This is a genomic window from Parabacteroides sp. AF17-3 (assembly GCF_003635445.1).
Classification (GTDB): Bacteria; Bacteroidota; Bacteroidia; order Bacteroidales; family Tannerellaceae; genus Parabacteroides; species Parabacteroides goldsteinii.
Genome location: NZ_QTMM01000017.1, coordinates 122,017 through 141,136, shown reverse-complemented (window position 1 = coordinate 141,136; position 19,120 = coordinate 122,017). Strand labels below are relative to the sequence as shown.

The window sequence follows — 19,120 nt, the reverse complement described above, 5'->3', positions numbered from 1 at the left end:
TACAACAAATCACCTTTCAGGTTTCAGCCGATATATCACACTGACTATCAAGCCAAAACAATGAAAGATGATTTATCAAGAATCTTTCTCTTATCCAACCTCATTTTCCCCATTTTTCAGAGTCAAATGTTAATTGGCCCTTTTTACACCTTAAAAGACCATTTTACACCAGTGCTACCACCCTATAATAATTACCGGATTCGGTATGTTTCCGTTCAATCCCCAGGGAAGAAAGGAACTTTCCGAAATTACCTGCCGATACCGAGCGCATAGCTGCCGGATTATGCTTTTTCAACCGCTGGAAAATCTCCGCAGCAGAAAGCATCAATGCCTTCTCTCCATATTCGGCCGGACGAAAACAACTCCTGAACACATCTTCTTCGACAGGATGTTTGTAATACGATTCGTTGGCCGCCATGATCTCCGCTTCCTCTTCAGAAGTGAACCAATACCGTTCGCCGGCCAGTAATTCGGCTTTCAGCTGAGCATAAAGCTGACGATAATCAAGCGGAGAACAATCTATTTTATTTTCTATTTCAACACACAGGAACCGACGACTTCCAGTGGGATCAGTCAGCAACTCCTTCTGATTAGACGTTGCGATGAAAGAAGCGACACGGGGTAACGGACGATAATTTTTCTGGTGTGCTTTGCGAACACATGGATTGACAACCTGCATCAGGTTCTTCAACAATGCCATCTTGCGAGGAGTAAATTTATCAAATTCATCCATATTGATCAAGCCGAATTCCGTTAGCTTACATTCTGCCGCCGATTGGGCGGACAGATCGTAGCTGTCCGTATAATACCTCTGCAACTCACGGGGAAGCAATAATTTACAAAACGTAGACTTCTGTTTTCCCTGTGTACGACTGACTAATACCGGCGATACACTGTTTGCATGCAGCCGGTCTGTCTCCAACCATTGCGCCGCCATCCCCAACAACCAGCGATGAAAACATTTTACCCACAACGGTACAGAAGAAACCCTGCGTGCCAGGCTATTGATCCGGTCAGTCCCATCCCAGTCCGGTAACTCATCCATATATAGGCGGAACGGATGATATTCAGGAATGCTATCGGAAAACACATAACGCGACACATCCCTGTCCCAACAATCTATCCCTTGCTTTCGCGCTTCTATACAAAAACTGTTCAACTCGCGCTGCCCCACAGGCTGGAAGCAGGCTCCGGAAAGATTCCGCTTCCTGAATTCCGTCTCCGACGTCAGCTTGTTGAAACGGAGATCGTACTGTTCACCCAGAAACTGCTCCATTGCCATCATCGCCCGGGTCGCTTTTTGCAAAGGGGTATCCGTTGCTGCAAGGGGCACAACATTACCTGCATTATTCACACCCGACACTTCCTGCATCATTGTCGGGTGTTTTTCCGGTAGCTCTTCTGTTGCCACTACCGGCATCACCTCCGATACTGCATTTGTTATCACTTCCGTTTCATCCGAAAACCGTCCGTGCATCACCAGGTCACACAGCTTTTCAATAAGATTTTTAATCGCATTCATATTCGTTTTTTTTAGTTATTTTCAGCGAATATAATACCGTATATCAAGTTTTTACAAATTAACAGACTACTATTTTCCAACAATCGCATCTACCGGAAAAGTAGGCAAAAGGTATTGCTTAAGTCATATACATCTATTACCTTTGTAGTCATTCAATAATCACTCCACAGTTGTAGGGCGTAAGAACCACTGCTGTTAAACAATAGCCTTACACTTGTGAGTCTTACGCCCTACAATTGTCAAGCGATGAATAGACAAGCATTTAAACAGGAGTTATTCATTAAACAAGCAAGAATATGTCAGCAGAATACGACTTCTATAAAAACCCTATACCGAAAGGGAGTAACCGCAAACCACGCCTGCATGCCCGGATTGTGCCGCGAGGAGTTATCACCACCGAAATGCTCTCAGAAGAGATACACGATGCCAGCAGCCTGACAACCGGTGATGTAGAAGCAACTATAACCATGCTAAGCAAAGCGATCATCCGTAATCTGAAACAAGGAAAAAGAATACATATCAAAGGATTGGGTTATTTGGAAATGACACTGCAATGTCCTCCTATAAAAGACCCGAAAGAGATACGGGCCGAATCCATCCAGTTCAAGTCGGTGGCGTTTCGTCCGGAAATAGCGTTAAAAAAGGAATTGAGTACCACCCGGTTTGTCAGAGCAGCACATAAAAATCATTCGAAAAGTCGCTCGGAAACAGAAATTGACAACTTATTAACCATCTATTTCTCAACCCATGAATATATCACCCGCCTGGAGTTCCAGCAAGTTTGCAGATTTACGAAAGGGACAGCCAATCGTCGTCTGACAGAAATGGTAAAAGCCGGGAAATTAAAGAAAGAAGGATTAGATAGATTCCCGATTTATGTACCTGTGCCCGGGAACTACAAAAAATAAGACAAATCAGCCACCCTTCATCCCTACATGTTGTTTTACAAGGCTGAAAGGTGGCTGAAAGCTGAAAGGATAAACACCGTATCTACTTACAGTGATTTATTAAAACCTTCATATTTTACAGTCCACGAACCATCTTTGGGAAAACCCGGAGCGTTAATAGCCGGACAACCGTCCCATCCCCCTGCCATCATGGCAACAGCCGTGAGTAATCCACCGTTACCGGGAAAATAAGGGAAAGGAGCCCTTCCTCCTCCAACAAGACCATGTTCGTCGAAGTCGAAGGCCGGATAATTTAACAAATAGTCGACAGCCTTATCCGGATGAGATAAACGGGCCGCACACATGGCAAGCATAGGAAAATCCCATCCCCATGTATCATTCAACTTCCAGGTATTATGAACTTTGGATAATGTTTTATCCATAACAGAGATATCAACTCCGTCTCCCGGTAACATGCCATAGGTTCCGATCAATGCCGGATGTTCAAAAGCATACTTGGTCCACATATCCCGAATACCTTCATGAGTCACATATACACCGTCTTCAACCGGCAGCGGAGACAATTTTTCTTCAACAAGCTTCCAGTTTTCCTCTACCGGAAGTGAAAGACGTTTACGCCATTCGTTGGCTACCCGTAAACCGAATTTCCAATAACTCAGTTCAAAGGCCGGATTCATCGTTTCTTCCGGCTTTGTATTTTCAGAAACGATAAATACAGGAGGACCTAAGACATACTGATCCCTATCTTTCACATAGAAAGCATAATCGGTCATAAAATCAGCCGTACCGAAAATAACCTGTTTCCATTTCTCCAGGGTTTCCCGGGTAGGATGCAATCTATAATCCAACTCTGCAAAATAAATCGGATGGGGTTGTTGCCAGATCAGTGTCGCATGTATCAGGTTAGGCCATTCACGATCAAAATCAGCCGTACATTTCGGCCAACGGGCACCCTGGTACCCCTGTCTTTTAGCCCTCTCTATGGAAGTCGGCAAATAATCACGGTAAACGGAAAGCGATTTATCCAGCAAGTTCCAACGGTTCCATAACGCATAATGAACACCATGCCACCAGATCATTTCAAAATGAAAACGTCCGTACCAGCCATTATTGACCAGTCCGCTTTCCTGAGGAGGAAGCGAACCTGCCTCATTTATCTTCATTACGAACTGGGACAATACGATCCTTCTCTCCAATTCTTTCCAGCGAAGATCTTTACTGGCAGACAGGTCGATTGCCGCTCCCGATTCCCAGAAAGATTTCCAACCAGCGGAACTTTCCCTGAATATCTGGTCCGCAACCAACCCTCCATTGGTTTCCTCACGGGAATAAAGGCAGGAGAATTCAAGCCGATCGGTATTTTCAGGACAGAGTTCAAAATGATGGGGACTATCCCCGGCTGCCTGTTCAAGGCGTGCCGGAGATGTCCATCTCAATGCTGTATAGTAATGTATATCGTCCATGTTTCTGGCGATCAGTACCCGGTCTTTCTCTTGCTTTTTAAGAACGGACTGATGGGCACCTGGTTGGTCATAGGTTCCCAGACAGTCCTGAAACTGATCATCTTTAGGATAAGGAAAATCCAGAAATACCGATAATTGCCCTTTACGAATCAAAGGACTTTCCACGGAAACTGCAACTGCATCTGATGTAGGGTGACAAGCTGTTTTCACCGATACGGGGATACCATCCAGTTTAAACTGACTGTAAATAATGCCTGTCCACAAATCAACCTCCTGTCGGGTATCCGACAAATCGGTTTCAGTCACCGGAATACCATCCGGCTTCGTCAACTTAAATCCGATACGTCCCAGGTTAAAACGGTGCGGATTTCCTGCCAGCCACGCCGAAAGTTCCGGTTGTTCGGGATTTGGAAGCTCATAAGGAACATCCCTTCCATGCGTATCCATCGTAAGTCTTTTAAAATCCTCCACCTTACAACCCTCCGGCAAAGGAAAACTATGCCAACTCCACTGTGACATCGTATTGAAAGGAACAAAAGTCTGTAACCCGGTAATATCCACCGAAAAGGCGAATTCTCCGTTACCTACCTGAGCCGGACTCCGGGGATTGGTCTTCGTTGTCACGATACGATGCCTGTCAACAACAGCTTTGCGGTCGATCTTCGCCTGACCGCTTATGCCTACACTTGCAAACAAAACACAAATAAGAACACTAATCAGTTTTTTCATTGAGAATCAATTTATTATTAATAACCTGGATTTTGCACCAGCGAACCTTCACTCTTATCTATCTCCGTACGAGGAATAGGAACCAGTTTATGTTGCTCTAAAAACGACCGCTTCAATAACATTGTAACTTCATATGTTTTAGTACCATCTGCCTGCTTTTGAATATTCATTGCCAATAGGTCCCTATTCTCTGTTTCATCAGCGATACACCATCTTCTTACATCAAAAAAGCGATGTCCTTCAAAAGCAAGCTCCACACGACGTTCATTCCGTATCTTATCTCTCAGCTTTTCGCCGGAAGCGGTAACAGGCGGCATATTCACACTTTGACGGGCACGTACCTTATTAACATATTCACGGGCTTGTTCCTCATTGCCCAACTCATACATGATCTCTGCATAATTCAGATAAAATTCTGCTAACCGGAAGAATATCCAGGGATTTTCAGGTTTTACAGATGACCCTGAGGGCGGAATGGATTCGACCATGAACTTTTTAAACGCATAAGCCGTCTTCGAGGCATTCCATGAACCGATGCTACTCTCCGGTGAATCAAGTCCGCCGTGCCAGGTTTCTGTCTCCCGTCCGGCCCACATAGAACCATCATGCAGGATCGAAGCATCCAGACGCGGATCACGTCCGGCATATGGATTCGACTCATCATAGCCGGAAGCCGGATTTATCTTCAACGGCAATTCCTCATTCAGATATGGTAATTCACCATTTGTCATCTCATAAGCATTCACCAGATTCTGCGTCGGGTTCTCTCCGGTCCATCCATTTGAACCATTCCGACCGTTAAACAGCATAAAGTCGGTAGAATTGGCCTGCGTAAAGTAACGCGCAAAGATTATTTCATCATTATCTTCCAGGAAGACAGACTGATAATCATTACCCAAACTATATCCGGCATCCAATACGGCCTTTGTCGCTTCTGCCGCTGCTTCCCATTTTTCTTTTGAATGGGAAGGATTATTCTGCTCGCTGGCAGCATATAATAGAACTCTCGCTTTTAAAGCCTTACAAGCATCCCCTGTAGCACGTCCCAACGTTTCACTGCTCGATTTTGCAGGTAACCAAGTCATCGCTTCATCCAGTTCTTTTGTAATGAAATCCACACAATCGCTATAAGAATCACGTTTCACCTTATAATCCTGATTCAACTCGAACAAGTCTGTGATCAGGGGAACATCGCCATAACGCCAAATCAGATTCGCATAGATCCAGGCACGGATAAATTTCATCTCGCCTTTCATTCTGTTTTTTAGATCTGTCTCAACCGGAGCATCATCAATCCGGTCAAAGAAAACATTGATCGTACGGATGTTACTATATGCAGACTTCCAATAATTAATCTTCTCTGAAATACCCGTTACGTTATCAGAAGTCATTTCTCCTTTTTGAATCACCCAGAAATTAGCCCAATTATGAATACAATAAGTTTCGTCACTCGCATCACTTAACATATGCTGACTAAATTCATGATTGATAGAATTATAAGAAGCATTCACATAAAGTTCTATCAATGCACTGTCTTCCCATACATCAGCATCCGAAACTTTATCCAGAGGTTTCATGTCCAGCACATCACATGAGTTCAAAGCTAAAATAGCCACTAATATATAAATTATCTTTTTCATATCAAATAGTATTTAGAATGTTACATTTACGCCAAAGTTATAGGTACGCTGTTGCGGGTAATACCAAAAGTCTGTTGTTTCCGGATCAAATCCCAATTCCTTCATATGATCGTAAATAATAAAGAGATTATTGGCACTAAAAGAAACGCGCAGATTCTTTACCCATAACTTCTCACAGATAGAAGCAGGTAGCGTATAACCGAATTCCAGATTTTTCAAACGAAGAAAACCGGCATTCAACAGCCATTGGGTCGAAGCTTCCGTATTATTATTCCACATACTCGAACTACCTCTCGGCATAGAAGCCTTTGTATTTTCTGGTGCCCACCTATCCTTGGCACGCCATTCCATAAAGTTTCCCAATGAATAACTCATTACCGGAAAATAACTTCCGAAATATTGTTTTGCATTCTCCTGTCCCTGGAACAGCAACGAGAGGTCGAATCCCTTATATTCGAAATTCGCATTAAAAGAATAAACTATTTCAGGAGTATTAGTCTGGTTCACACGGATACGGTCCCTTGAATCAATCTGACCATCTTTGTTGACATCTTCATAAATGATATCTCCCGGTTGTGTATTCAATAAATGAGGCAATGACTCTATCTGCTCTTCCGATTCAAAAATACCAATTGCATTATAGTACAATCCCGATCCGATCGGGCGACCGGTTGCATACTGATAGGGCTCAGCCGCAGGTTGCTCATCACTGAAAACAACTTTATTACGAGCAAAAGACACATTAGCAGACAACCGATATTTCAGAGGATTTGAATAGTTCTCATGGGAAACGATCATTTCAAAACCTTTATTATCTACTATACCGATATTCTCATCCGGCAACTTCAATCCTGTATAATCCGGAATAATAGCAGAACGCTTCGTCAATATATTGGAACGTCTGGTTTTAAAATAATCAAACTCAATTCCTAACAGACCATTCCATAAACGAGAATCAAAACCAATATTGGTTGTCTTGGCAACTTCCCAGGTGATATTAGGATTGGGTACACCGTTTTGAACTAACCCGGTTACATCATTCTTCCCTATTACATAGTTGCTACCATAACTATAAGTCGTCAGATACTGATAAGCCCCAACCTGATCGTTCCCCATTTTGCCATAAGAGCCGCGTATCTTCAGGTTATCCAGGAAAAGCAAATTCTTCATAAACGGTTCTTCCGAGATTCTCCACCCTAAAGAAAAGCCAGGGAAGAATCCATATCGTTTGTTTTCCGGAAAATTAGGAGATCCATCCCGACGGAAAGTGAACTGGGCCAAATATTTCCCAGCGTAATCATAAGACAAACGTCCGAAAATATTTTGCCTCGCCGTTTGTGACGAACTCCCATCATTACTTTGTTTGTTTTTATCACTGCTTCCGGCAAAGATCTCCGGTATTGAAATGGAAACATAATCCCCTCTATAGGCCTGAAGATAATTTCCTTTTGTTTCACTTTGTTCATAACCGACCATGGCACCAACATGATGAACACCAAAGGTATGATCATAGTTCAACTTTGCAGTCATGTACAAATTAGTCGGATTCTCATACTTCTCAGAAAGATTGGCCTTATCGCTTCCCATACCGGAACGTCCTTTATACAGTTCACCTGTCTTTTCATCCTTATAATAAACATAATCAGGTGTCTGAAAATCTTTGGTAAAGACATAACCTGCATCATAACTGGCACTACCATCCAGCCACAAACCTTTCACCCAAGGGATATCCAGTTTAAAAGAAACCGTACTCTGAAGAGCTGTAGTCTTTATATCCCGTGTTCCACCAGCGTCGCTTACCATATTCATGATATTTTCACTTCCCCGGTTTGGCATTAACTTGTCCGTCCCGGGCCAATAAGGCTGCCAACTGGGCAAATATAAAAAGATATGACTATATGTCTCATTCGTCGAGAAATACGGATAATGATTATCATCGACCTTTCCTGCCAGGTTCATTCCTACCTGAAGATATTTAGTAACCTGAACATCAATATTGGAACGTAAATTATATAATCTGACATCTGTTGTCCCATTTTTATAATGTCCGCTCTGATGTGACTCACCCAACGATAAATAATATTTCAAACGTTCATTACCACCTGATACTGACAAATTTACACGATGTTGCGGAGTTAACTTCTTGGTGATAAAGCCATACCAGTCCGTATTCGGATAATCTGGATCCGAACCGTTTCTGTATTTTTCCAGTTCTTCTGCAGTATATCTCGGAGCACGTCCTTCTCCTTCCTCTATTTCATTATATACTTTAGCATAAGTATAAGAGTCTGCCATCTTTGGTGTACGCGTCGATTCCGAAAATCCCTGATTATAAGAGAAACTTACAGAGGGTTTCATGGTGTTCCCACGTTTCGTAGTCACCAGTAAAACACCATTGGCAGCTCTTGCTCCATAAATCGCTGCAGAGGCATCTTTCAACACTGAAATATTTTCGATATCATTGGGATTTATTTCGCCTAAACCTCCACGTTCCACACCATCGATCAGGACTAAAGGAGAAGAGTCGCCCGTCGTACTTTTACCACGGATAAAAATGGACGGATCGTCTCTGCCAGGCTCTCCTGAACGGTTATTTATAATAACACCAGGTAAACGTCCGATCAAAGAATTGGCTACATTAATCGACGGACTTTTCATTACCTCGTCCCCCTTCAATGAAACAACAGATCCGGTAACAGATATCTTTTTCTGTGTACCATATCCTATAACGACAATCTCTTCTATTTGTTTTGAATCTTCTTCTAATTGAATAGCTACCGGCTGCCGGGAACTTGCAGAAACTTCTTTCGGGTTATAACCAATATATGTAACCTGTAAAACAGCATCAGCAGCAACCGAGAATTCAAAATATCCGTTCATATCCGTAACCGTACCATTGGTCGTTCCCTTCTCTACTACATTCGCACCAATAATCCCCTCTCCACTATCGTCTTTGACAAATCCACTTACCTTTTTCAGAGTTCGTTCCATTGCTTTTTTCAGGATCAAATGATTCCCTGAAACTTCAAAAGAGATTTCAAGCGGAGGCAGAACTTTATCCAATACAGATTTCAGAGCCTCATTATTAGATGTAACAGAGACAGGCAGATCCGAATTGATCTCATTATAAAAAACAAATGTATAGTTTGTTTGTTTTTCAACGGAAGAGACAAGCTCTTTCAAGGTACTATTCTTTAGCGACAACGTCACTTTCACGGATTGGGCAAATCCTACATTGGTAAAAATTATTGATAATAACGTAACAATTAACGTTTTTCTTATCTTAAACATCTTCTTAAAATTTAAGGTTATAATAAAAATCGTATCTTTGCCCTTGAATATAAGCTCCCTATTCTATTCATTACGATGAATAGAATCTTCGAACAAGAGTTATATTGAAGGTCGCAGGCATTATGAATAGCGGTTCATAATGCCTCTTCTTTACTACACCAATAGAAAAGTAAAGGGGGGAATCTGTTATTTATATCTTATGGTCACCTCCTCTCCGTTTATTTTATAGTCTATAGGAGTTATCTGGTTGATCAGATTCAACATCTCAGTCAATGATTCCGTTTTCAAAGTAAACCAATAAGAATAAGACGGATTTTCATTTTCCAACCTGATCTTAACCCCATACCAACGCTCTATTTTTCTAAAGACATCGTAAAGGGATTCTCCTTTAAACTGTAATTTATTCAACATCCAGATATTATAAGCCTCTGCATCAAAAGCGGAAACATTCCAGCTAATATCCGATTTAGCGATCAGCAATTTCTGTCCCGGCACCAATCTGGTCAGTAAATCATGCTCCCGACTGGTTTCTACCGAGACACTCCCCTTTTCCAGAGCCACTGAAATAAAAGAATCGGTAGGATAATCAGTCACTGAAAAACTTGTACCGTGCACCAGTACATTGACCGTACCGGTATTCACAATAAATTTATTATTCTCATCATGTACGACATCAAAATAAGCTTCACCTTCCAATTTTACCAATCGGCGTTTTTTAGAAAAGTCTACCGGGTAAGTCAATTTTGAATCGGAATTCATCCAAACTTTCGTTCCATCAGGCAATATAAGCTGGGATTTTTGTCCGGAAGGAACAATAAATACAGCCTCCGCAGCCAAATAATTTCCATCCGAACGGTAATAAGCAGAAAGCCAGACAGAGAAAGAAAGTCCAACCAATAAAGCAATTGAAGCTGCAACAGCAATGGCTTTATAAAGTTTCTTCTTAGTATATAATATTGTTTTAACAGGTTCATTGATCCGGGACAATATGTTTCCCCACATCTTATCACTATCTGGTAGCACGAACCGGGAAAAATCAGCATGTGCAATTTCCCATTCATGTAGATATTCCTTGTATAATTTTTCATTCTCAGGTGATTGGGCACGCCACCTCCTCACTTCCTCTGATTCTTCTACGGAAGTTTGGTTTACGAAGTGTTTCGCCAATAATGTATGAGGTATTTTCTGATCCATCTTTTTATATTTCTATATAATAGACACATCCCATCAAAGAATACCCTTAAAACAAAATAATATTTTTTCTGATTTTCGAATAATTATAGCAGAGTTAGCAAAAAAACGAAGATATCCCCTCCTTCTTTATAAGATGAAAGCATCTTTTCTCTTATTCTTTTTAATGCGATTCCCATCTGGGCTTCAACAGTTTTGACTGAAATACCTTTCTCTTCCGCAATTTCTTTATAAGTTTTTCGCTCATCGCGGCTCATCAAAAAAATTTCCCGACATTTTGGAGGTAGAGCTTCGATCGTATCCTGTAATAATAAAAAAAACTCCGCCCGGTCAATGCAATCCTGCGCTTGTCTTTCCTCCAATTCCATTTGAGCCCATCGCTCCAATATGATCGTCCGCGTATGTTCATTCCGTAGATAATTCAACATCCTATTCCGGGCACTGCTATACAGATAGGTTTTGAGATAAGTTATATTCAAATTGTCAGATTCTTTCCAGAGGTATACAAAAACATCTTGTACAACTTCCTCAATAGCTTGCTCATCGTGAGTATAGTAATTGAGAAAATAGCATAGTTTTTTATGATACTGCTTGTATATGCTGCGGAACTCCTGCTCACTCATCTCCTTAGTTATTAGACGAGCAAATATACTATATTATTTACTTATCTGAACCGTTTCTCCAGTTCTTCGTCAGTCAGCATGGAAATGATCGTCTTTCCGTCGGGGGTCAGGTTGGAATCCGGGCAGGAGAACAAGGTTGCGATCAGGTGATCCATCTCGTCGGCAGACAATGTTTTACCCGGACGGATGGCTGCAGCTTTTGCCAGAGACAAAGCGATTGCTTCACAGATCTCTTCATGTACTTCACATCCTGTCTCGATAGCACGGTTGACAATATCCTTTATCAGAACCAGCTGGTCTACATTCTCAAGTCCGGCAGGCAGGCCGTTGATCGCATAACTGTTATTTCCCAGATTCGACAAGTCGAAACCGATAAAACGCATATCTTCCAACAGAACAGGCAAGACAGCTGCTTCTGCTGCCGTGAACTCAATGATTTCGGGGAAAAGAACCTGCTGCGATGCACCTTTCTGCTGTCGCATATTATTCAGATACTGGTCGAACAAGATACGCACATGAGCCCTGTACTGGTCGATCAGGGCCAGGCCAGACTTCAATGAAGTAACGATATAACGACCTTTGTACTGATAGCATGGAGTAGTCGTTTCAGCAAACAAGGCTTCGCCTCCAACAACAGAAGCTACCGGTTCCGGCTTCTCATCAGCATCCGTCTCAATCACCTCTCCCATCATTTCCAAATCTTTACGCACGGCATCGCGGTCGCTTTCAAACCCCTGATAGAGTTGTGACCAGTCGAACTCCGACTTCCCGGAAAACGAAGGGGATGGCGAAGACGGAGAATAAGAAGACGGGGTAGAAGATGCCTTGAAAGGATTATAACCCGAATCAAGCTGCACGGTCGGTGCTCTAAATCCGTCCGGTTCTTTGACCGGGTTGTAAACCGGGATGTCTATCGCATCTTCCACATCAAAATCAATGGTAGGGATAGCACTCGACTTTGCCAACGCCTCACGGGTTGCCGCCATCAGTATCTGCCAGATAGGCTGCTCGTTCTCAAACTTAATCTCGGTCTTAGTCGGGTGGATATTTACATCGATCGTAGAAGGATCAAGCGTGAAATAGATAAAATAATTGGGTTGTTCGCCGGGAGGGATCAACTGTTCATAAGCCTGCATAACGGCCTTATGAAAATAGGGATGCTTCATGAAACGTCCGTTCACGAAGAAATATTGCAGTGCACCACGCTTCTTGGCAGAGTCCGGGCGACCTACAAAACCGGAAATAGTGACCAGCGAGCTTTGTGCATCCACAGAAAGCAACTTCTGGTTCAGGTTCTTGCCATATACATTTATAATACGCTGGCGGAGACCTGACTCCGGTAAATTAAATATCTCGGTATCATTGTGGTTCAACACCAGGGCTACCTGCGGGTTGACCAGGGCGATACGTTCAAATTCATTGATTATATTACGGAACTCCGTTTCATTCGATTTCAGGAATTTACGGCGCGCGGGTACATTAAAGAATAGGTTCTTGATCGAAAAAATACTTCCCTCTGTACAAGCATCGGGGCTAATATCTTCCAATGTGGAACCGGCGATGGATAGCTTCGTACCCAACTCAGTTCCTCTCAAACGGGTACGCAGTTCCACATGGGCTACCGCAGCGATAGAAGCCAGCGCCTCTCCGCGAAATCCCATCGTATGGAGGGAAAACAAATCTTCAGCCGAAGATATCTTGGAAGTAGCATGCCGTTCAAATGCCATACGGGCATCTGTCTCAGACATACCTTTCCCGTCATCGACTACCTGGATCAATGTACGGCCGGCATCCTTAATGTTCACCTGGATATGTGCGGCTCCGGCATCGATCGCATTTTCAACCAGTTCCTTTACAACGGAAGCAGGCCGTTGAATGACTTCACCGGCCGCTATCTGATTGGCTATACTATCGGGTAATAAATGGATTATATCGCTCATGACCAAAACAAAAACCAGAGTAAAGCACCCAGGACTGCAATCCCCACGATCAGTTTTACACTCTTATATTTACGGCTACGTGCATCGTCGCCCCTGTCAAGGCTTTTCTTCAGATGCGAAGTACCCTCAATAAAAGTTCCTTTGATCTGCGGCTTGTAATCTTCCAGCGATTCTTCCATGCCCATCTCGCGTTTCATTTTACGCACACGTTCTTCCATCGCCTCTTTATGGGGATCCCAATAAATAGGTTTATGATTGAACTGCCGGGGTTTACGTACATTATAAAATGAGAAAAGTGCCATAACTCAACAAATTTAATAATAAATGCTATTGCTCGTGCTTAAACTTATTGCTTCGAACCGGTGCGTCTTCGACTCTCCTCTTCACTACCTGATAAATATCATCTTTATTTTTCGGACGCAAGTAATCAAACCAATAAAAATCTTTCAGTGTTTTCTGTTCCGGCTTGAGATCAGGTATAGGGGTAAGACTTCCCTGCGGACTGGGCCATATCTTCAGCCGTTCCAACGCATTGTCTTTCACCCAAATTGTCAGGAATCCGCTCTTGGTTTCATTCAAACCGATCATCGCACCGTTATCCAACGGATAGAAGATGGATTCCGCATTCCCTTCGACATCGATCTGCCGGACAGCCTGACCTTCAAAATATGCTTTCAGGTCATTCCCTTTCAATTGATTATAATAAGTCGAATCGAGATGCTGCACTGCAAATGCATATTGTATCACATGTGCATAATCGATCGTACTGTCATTCATATAGATAACTATCGTATCACCGGATATCTGGTACTGCTCATTCCACAGAATCGGATCCCTATACATATATAATATGGAATCACGCGTATTAAACTGCATGGAATCACAAACACCCTGCATATCGGTGCGATAGAAACGCACACCATAAAATGCCTTTATTTCGCGGGCCGTCGAATCGATCGACATCATTTCCAGCGTATCGGCATGCAGATATAACGTGTCGCCCTGCGAATATTCAAGGAAACGGGCACTGTCGGTTGCAAACGCATATTCCGTCCGCTCATTATAGAAACCGTACTGTCCCTCCAGCATTACTTTCTGAGCCGTATCCTGCAAGCACATATTCCCGAAGGCTTCACCGAAACCGGCATTCTGGTCATATGATATAGAATCGCCGATCAGGACCCTGTTGCCCGAATAAACTTCGGAACGGTCTAGCAACAGCGAAGTGTTAGCTTCCGTATTGTACCATCCGCGGGAAGAATGGATCGTCCCGCTGTCTGAAACAATGATGGAAGGTCCCAGTATTGTTGCAATCTTCGATTCGGTATCGTAATGAAGCGTATCCGAATAGAGTGTAAAATTCGGATTCTCCAGACGCACACTATCATTAAATATAGCCAGTTTCGTGCCCGGAGAATATTGACCGTAGAAAGAGGACAACTGATTCAGCGAGTCAACGATCAAACCGCCGTCAAAATAATAACCGATATCGGGAATACGCTCATAGTTCAAACTATCGGTAAAAAGCGTTACCTGCCCGTTCTCCATACGGACATTTTCACGCAGGTAAGCAATCTGGGTATCTCCGTCATAAAACAAGTAATTGCCGTATACAAACAAAGTATCTCCTTGTTCCATACGGACATTACTGAAAGCCTCCAGCGAATTAGTCGCCTCAAAAAAGTATGCACTGTCGCAATACATATACGAACTATCGTGCCGGAAACTGACATTTCCCTCCAGAAACTGTGCATCAGCCTTCATCACTTCCTTATCATAGGATACAGTATCGGCATGCAGCAGATAAACCAGTGTCTTTTTAGTTGTGACCGTATCGGCTGTAGGAGTCTCTCCCTGCTTGACGGATATGGAATCCTGCGTTTGTGCAAACACACAAACAGCCAGCAGACAAAGCAGTCCTGTAAGAAAAAACTTTTTTACAATCTTCATTCTTTAACCCAACCCGGATATTTGAAATCGCAGTTACGCCATCCTTCGGCAATACGGACATACGTAGTTTTTTGCTTTTTCTTGATCCACTCATCCAACAATTCTTCTCTTTTCTGTTGTTCCACCATATTCTTCATTGCCTGGAAGTCATCAGAAAGATTTGCCTTATGCTGTTCTGTACGGGATTTCAATTTAACGATGGCAACCACTTCCTTCTGCTTGTTGGAAATCATAGTAAACGGTTTGGAGATTTCACCCACCTGCATGTTGTATACCACTTTACCGACTTCCTGGGGAAGTTCCTGCATTTCAAACTTCGGAGTACCGAAATTGTTTCCTTCATGATTCTGGTTAACCATCAACCCTTTGTTGTTACGGGTATCCTTATCATATGAAACGAATGTTGCAGCTTCCTCAAACGAGAATTTGTTTGCCTGCAAGTCCGCATATAATGAGTCCATGCGGGCAGTCGCTTCCGTCAATTCCTTTTCTGACACTTTCGGTCTTAACAGAATATGACGGCAGTTGATACGGTTACCGCGTTTCTCGATCAGCTGGATGATATGATATCCATATTCAGTCTGCACAACCTGAGATACACGTTTCGGATCAGAAAGGTTGAATGCCACATTGGCAAACTCCGGCACCAGGTCAGTCTTGCTCATAAATCCCATCTCACCGCCACGGGCTGCAGAAGCAGGATCTTCGGAATACAGGCGGGCCAACGTAGAGAACTCCATCTTACCGCTGTTGATCTGTTCCGTAAAATCACGCAGTCGTGCTTTGATAGCATCCGTCACATCAAACGGAATCTTCGGTTCGAAAGTAATGATCTGGACTTCCACTGTTGTCGGGATAGTCGGCAGGCTGTCCTTCGACAACTGATTATAAAACTTACGAATTTCAGAAGGAGTCATCTTGATCTCCCCGATCAGCTTGCGTTGCATTTCTGAAACGATCTGCTGTTCACGGAACTTTTCCTTCTGTTCATCCCTGATCTGTGAGATTTTCTTTCCGAAATATTCCTCTACTTTTTCCCTTGATCCGATCTGGTTGATTGCCCAGGTTATCCACTGGTCAGCCTGCTGTATCACCTGGCTTTCGCTGGCCTCGATACTGTCTATCTTCGCCTGGTTCAGGTACAGTTTCTGTATCGCTATCCGTTCCGGAATCACACAATAAGGATCACCATCCAGACGTTCGCCTTCGTTTTGCATATACAAACGCTGCGTTTCTACGTCCGAACGTAAAATAGCATCATCTCCTACCACCCACACAATCTCATCAATCACATTATCCTGTGCCATTGCCGCACAAGATAAGCAGGCAAGAAAGAATACAGTTAAAATCTTTTTCATCATTTCTACTTTATAAGTTACAAATTACGGTTCAGTAAAAAACTTTACATCACCTCCTCTGATTCCATCTTTATATAATTCTTCTTCAAACGTCTTCAAAAAATCTACTTTCCGCTGATTGATCAGCATCTCCGTGATTTGCGAACTCGCATAATCATAAGGCGCCACGCTTCCCTCCGGTAGATACTCTTTGATATTCAGCAGATAGCAATAACTACTATCGGCTACTTCCACAAACTTATTCGCCTTCAGATAAGCTGTTGAGTTGGATACATGGACAGGTATATTATCCATCACCTCGTCAAAGTCCACCCATTTGTCGTAAAAGTAGTCATAAATAGTGGCATTTTGCACACTATACTTCTCAATTTTTTCTAAAGAGGCTTCAGAAGTCGATTTGTACCACCCTTTTACCTCCGACAAACCGGGGGCATCCACCGGTATTTTCAGGAAAAGTCCCTTGATCAGGGCTTTATCAAGTGTAAACTTTTTCTGATTCTCCTCATAATAGTTCAGCTTATCGCTTTCGCGGATATCAGCCGACAATTTCTCTTTGATCAGGCGCTCCTGATAACGGTAACGAATCAGCGAGTGGCGGTATTCTTCTACCAGCTTGTCGACCTCTTCCTTTTCGTCCCCCAGGTTTCGCTGGGCAACTTCGTAAACCAGGGCATCCTTTACCCATTTCTTTACAAAGCTTTCGGCTAACAACAAACTATCCGCAGAGGACGTCCCCCGCGGAATCAGACTAACCACTTCCGAACGTTTCAACGTCCGGTCCTTCACTCTTACCAGCACATCCGCATCGTCGGTTTGCTGTGTTCGCTTACAAGAACACAGCAAAGATACGAATGCTATAAAAATGAAGCAATACTTCATAACCTTCTCTTTCTTATTTCTTTAGTTTTTTCAACAATTTCCAGTTAATCGTAACAGGATATTCCTTATTCAGCTCCTGCAACCAGGCTTTTTCCAACTCCGGCTGTTCAGCAGCTGGCTTGCTCCACACTTTCTGATTACTGATATTGAACAACAGGATACCATCCCGATATTCCTGCATCAGATGTGTAAATTCAGGATGCTTAGTTTCCAGATTCTTGCGCTCTGTTGTTGTCACAATATCACGAATGAACAGATCGAACACTTCCTGCATAAAATCACCGGCATACGTTTTTGTCGAGAACGGACAACGCTGGATATAATAAGCGAATTCGCTCTGTGGGAAATCCGTATCCACCAGATGGATCAATGTCTTATTCATATCCTTGGCCTTTTCGTAGAAGTCCTTGTCGGAAGGAAAATGATCATTGCACAAAGCGACCAGTTCGGCATAAGCCTCCGGATAGAACACATACCCATACTCTTTTTTCAGACGTTCATCGAACGCCTTATAATATTCGAAATTACGTTCACCCTGTGCCATCACACGGGACCATGATTTCTTCTTTTCTTCAAAAGATGGGATGCCTCCCTTGTCGAGCAATTTAATAATATGATAACCGAACCGTGTTTTAACAGGTTTAGACACTTCTCCCGGAGTATTTAAAGCAAATGCACCTTTTTCAAAAGGTTCCACCATTTCTCCGACACCGAACCAGGGAAGCACTCCCCCTTTGCGTGCCGAAGCGGCATCCGAAGAATTTTCTTCTGCTAACTGTCCGAAGTCTGCTCCGCCTTGTATTTTCTGATAAACCTCTTCAGCCAAAGCCAACGTTTCACTATCACTGCGAGTTACCGAATCTTTCTGGAAAGGGATCAGAATATGGGCAACACGGCGCATCCCCGGATTGGGTTTGCGGCTATGTAGTTTAATAATATGATATCCCAGCGTAGTACGTACCGGCATGGATAATTCACCCGGTTTCATAGAATAAGCATAATTCTCGAACGCTTTGATCGTCTGCATAGGCAACAGACAACGTGCATATTCATATCCGGTCTGTTTGGTAGAGTCCTGCTTTGCCAGCTCCTGACCAACGGTTGCCATGTCTTCCCCGTTTTTTATACGTTCATAGACTTTCATCGCCTTTTCATAAACAGCGAGCGTATCCCTTGAAAGAGTCTTTCCCGGCAGACGGAATAAAATATGACTCAATTCCAGCACTTCGCCCAAACGGTCATATTCCACACGGAGAGCTGCTTCTTCCCCGTCTCTGTCAGATAAGTAACTTGATGTCAGCTGAGCGCGGTATCCTTCCAGTTCATCGGTAAAATCTTTTGTCTTGTCGAGACCGGCGGTTTCTGCATCGACAACTTTCAACTTAAAGTTTTTATACAGTTCCACATAATTTTCCAATGACTTACGATCAGATAAATTAACTTCACCATTCTTTCTGGCCATAAAAACAAATTCATCCAGAGATACCTGTTTTCCGGCCACAGTCATCACTACAGAATCAGCCTTATTAGCGGCTTCTCCGGTTAAACAAGCGAATACTAAAGATAATACAAGCAACTTTTTCATCAAAATTCCGTTTATCATACTACGTACACATTACAAAAATA

The 19,120-nt window shown here is 43.0% G+C and carries 13 protein-coding genes; 1 reads left to right on the top strand and 12 read right to left on the bottom strand.

Annotation, left to right across the window (positions count from 1 at the left end):
* Positions 1 to 163: 163 nt before the first annotated feature.
* On the bottom strand, positions 164 to 1,522 hold the full coding sequence (locus DWW91_RS21405) for a VapE domain-containing protein (protein ID WP_122328878.1): 1,359 nt from the start codon (positions 1,520 to 1,522) through the stop codon (positions 164 to 166).
* Positions 1,523 to 1,818: 296 nt separating this feature from the next.
* Between DWW91_RS21405 and DWW91_RS21400 the strand changes: the two genes are divergently transcribed.
* Positions 1,819 to 2,430 carry an HU family DNA-binding protein gene (locus tag DWW91_RS21400; RefSeq protein WP_009859561.1) on the top strand — a complete coding sequence of 204 codons (612 nt, stop codon included), beginning with the start codon at positions 1,819 to 1,821 and terminating at the stop codon, positions 2,428 to 2,430.
* A gap of 86 nt (positions 2,431 to 2,516) precedes the next feature.
* Here the strand turns inward: DWW91_RS21400 and DWW91_RS21395 are convergent, their stop codons facing one another.
* The 11 genes from DWW91_RS21395 to DWW91_RS21345 all read right to left on the bottom strand — a co-directional run bounded on the left by DWW91_RS21395 (position 2,517) and on the right by DWW91_RS21345 (position 19,097).
* Complete coding sequence (locus tag DWW91_RS21395; RefSeq protein WP_122328877.1) at positions 2,517 to 4,622, bottom strand: hypothetical protein; 2,106 nt, start codon at positions 4,620 to 4,622, stop codon at positions 2,517 to 2,519.
* A 17-nt stretch (positions 4,623 to 4,639) separates the two neighbouring features.
* Complete coding sequence (locus tag DWW91_RS21390; protein WP_009859563.1) at positions 4,640 to 6,262, bottom strand: RagB/SusD family nutrient uptake outer membrane protein; 1,623 nt, start codon at positions 6,260 to 6,262, stop codon at positions 4,640 to 4,642.
* 12 nt (positions 6,263 to 6,274) lie between these two features.
* The gene (locus DWW91_RS21385) at positions 6,275 to 9,553 is read right to left on the bottom strand and encodes a TonB-dependent receptor (protein ID WP_010800556.1); all 3,279 of its coding nucleotides are present in this window, start codon (positions 9,551 to 9,553) and stop codon (positions 6,275 to 6,277) included.
* Between the two features lie 186 nt (positions 9,554 to 9,739).
* Positions 9,740 to 10,747 carry a FecR family protein gene (locus tag DWW91_RS21380; protein ID WP_122328876.1) on the bottom strand — a complete coding sequence of 336 codons (1,008 nt, stop codon included), beginning with the start codon at positions 10,745 to 10,747 and terminating at the stop codon, positions 9,740 to 9,742.
* 83 nt (positions 10,748 to 10,830) lie between these two features.
* Positions 10,831 to 11,367 carry an RNA polymerase sigma-70 factor gene (locus DWW91_RS21375; protein ID WP_009859567.1) on the bottom strand — a complete coding sequence of 179 codons (537 nt, stop codon included), beginning with the start codon at positions 11,365 to 11,367 and terminating at the stop codon, positions 10,831 to 10,833.
* Positions 11,368 to 11,408: 41 nt separating this feature from the next.
* Positions 11,409 to 13,307, bottom strand: a complete 1,899-nt coding sequence (mutL, locus tag DWW91_RS21370; protein WP_122328875.1) for a DNA mismatch repair endonuclease MutL — start codon at positions 13,305 to 13,307, stop codon at positions 11,409 to 11,411.
* A complete protein-coding gene (locus DWW91_RS21365) occupies positions 13,304 to 13,609 on the bottom strand; it encodes a hypothetical protein (protein ID WP_009859569.1) in 306 nt (101 codons plus the stop codon). The genes mutL and DWW91_RS21365 overlap by 4 nt, the downstream gene beginning before the upstream one ends.
* A 25-nt stretch (positions 13,610 to 13,634) precedes the next feature.
* Positions 13,635 to 15,257: an OstA-like protein gene (locus tag DWW91_RS21360; protein ID WP_009859570.1), complete on the bottom strand. Its 1,623-nt coding sequence runs from the start codon at positions 15,255 to 15,257 to the stop codon at positions 13,635 to 13,637.
* Positions 15,254 to 16,618 (bottom strand): peptidylprolyl isomerase, encoded by a 1,365-nt coding sequence (locus DWW91_RS21355; protein ID WP_009859571.1) that lies wholly within the window; start codon positions 16,616 to 16,618, stop codon positions 15,254 to 15,256. The genes DWW91_RS21360 and DWW91_RS21355 overlap by 4 nt, the downstream gene beginning before the upstream one ends.
* Before the next feature lie 21 nt (positions 16,619 to 16,639).
* Positions 16,640 to 17,494 carry a hypothetical protein gene (locus tag DWW91_RS21350; RefSeq protein WP_010800560.1) on the bottom strand — a complete coding sequence of 285 codons (855 nt, stop codon included), beginning with the start codon at positions 17,492 to 17,494 and terminating at the stop codon, positions 16,640 to 16,642.
* A gap of 13 nt (positions 17,495 to 17,507) precedes the next feature.
* Positions 17,508 to 19,097 (bottom strand): peptidylprolyl isomerase, encoded by a 1,590-nt coding sequence (locus DWW91_RS21345; RefSeq protein WP_009859573.1) that lies wholly within the window; start codon positions 19,095 to 19,097, stop codon positions 17,508 to 17,510.
* Between the last annotated feature and the right edge of the window lie 23 nt (positions 19,098 to 19,120).